Consider the following 1,070-nt stretch of genomic DNA (forward strand, 5'->3'; position numbering starts at 1 on the left):
ATGAACTGGCTGCGCAAATACGGTCAACTTGACTGGCGAACTTCTCCTTCCACCAGAACGTGCGGAGACAACATGCCCAAACTCCCCCTGACGCCCGAACAGCGTATTAAAGAACTTGAGCAGCAACTGGCTGAATCTGAAGTCAAAGCCCAGTTCTTCGAAGCTGTCGTCAAAGTGATGAACACCGACTTTGGCGCCACGCTGACAAAAAAGCAGCTAACCGCCTTATCGCGCAAACACAAGTACCGGGACTCACAGTAACGCGGGCCTGCCGATGGATGGGCATCAGCCGACAAGCGTGGTATCAGTCCCTGCAGCGTGAAGCAGGCAAAGAGGAGCAGGCCCGGCATCTCGTCGAACAGGTGACGGCCATCCGCTTGCACCAACCCCGACTGGGGACACGTAAGCTGCATCACCTGTTGCGGCAACACCCCGAACCGGCGTTGCATGTGGGCCGTGACCGGCTGTTCAGTATCCTGCGCTGCGCGCGATTACTGGTGATGCCTAAACGGGCATATCACAAGACGACGCACAGCCATCATCGTTTTTATCGCCATCCCAACCTGCTAAAAGCGGGAGACAATCAAGTAATAGCCAGCCGTCCGGAACAGGTATGGGTGGCGGATATCACCTACCTGCCGCTGAGAACGGGGACGGCGTATGTCAGCCTGGTAACGGATGCCTGGTCGAGAAAAATCGTGGGATATCACGTGCATGACAGTCTGCATACCCGGCATGTCGCCTGCGCGTTCAAAATGGCACTGGCCGGCAGACGCACGGCGTTGCCGTTGGTGCATCACTCGGACAGGGGTATCCAGTACTGCTCACAGGAATATCAGGCGTTACATCAGCAGTATGGCGTCATCTGCTCGATGACGGACGGGTATGACTGTTATCAGAACGCGCTGGCGGAACGGATAAACGGGATACTCAAAACGGAATACCTGCTCGGCAGGCCAGAAGATATCGCGCAGGCAAGAAAGATGGTCAGGGAGTCGGTGAACCTCTACAACACGCGGCGGCCGCACTTGTCGCTGAAATACAAAACGCCCGATGAGGTTCATCGGGCG

Annotated in this window: 1 pseudogene; it reads left to right on the plus strand. The window is 56.4% G+C overall.

The annotated features are described in order from the left end of the window. Positions 1-1,070: pseudogene (locus tag FOT55_RS12485) on the plus strand (IS3 family transposase); the annotation flags it as partial.

The sequence above is a fragment of the Serratia bockelmannii genome (assembly GCF_008011855.1).
Classification (GTDB): Bacteria; Pseudomonadota; Gammaproteobacteria; order Enterobacterales; family Enterobacteriaceae; genus Serratia; species Serratia bockelmannii.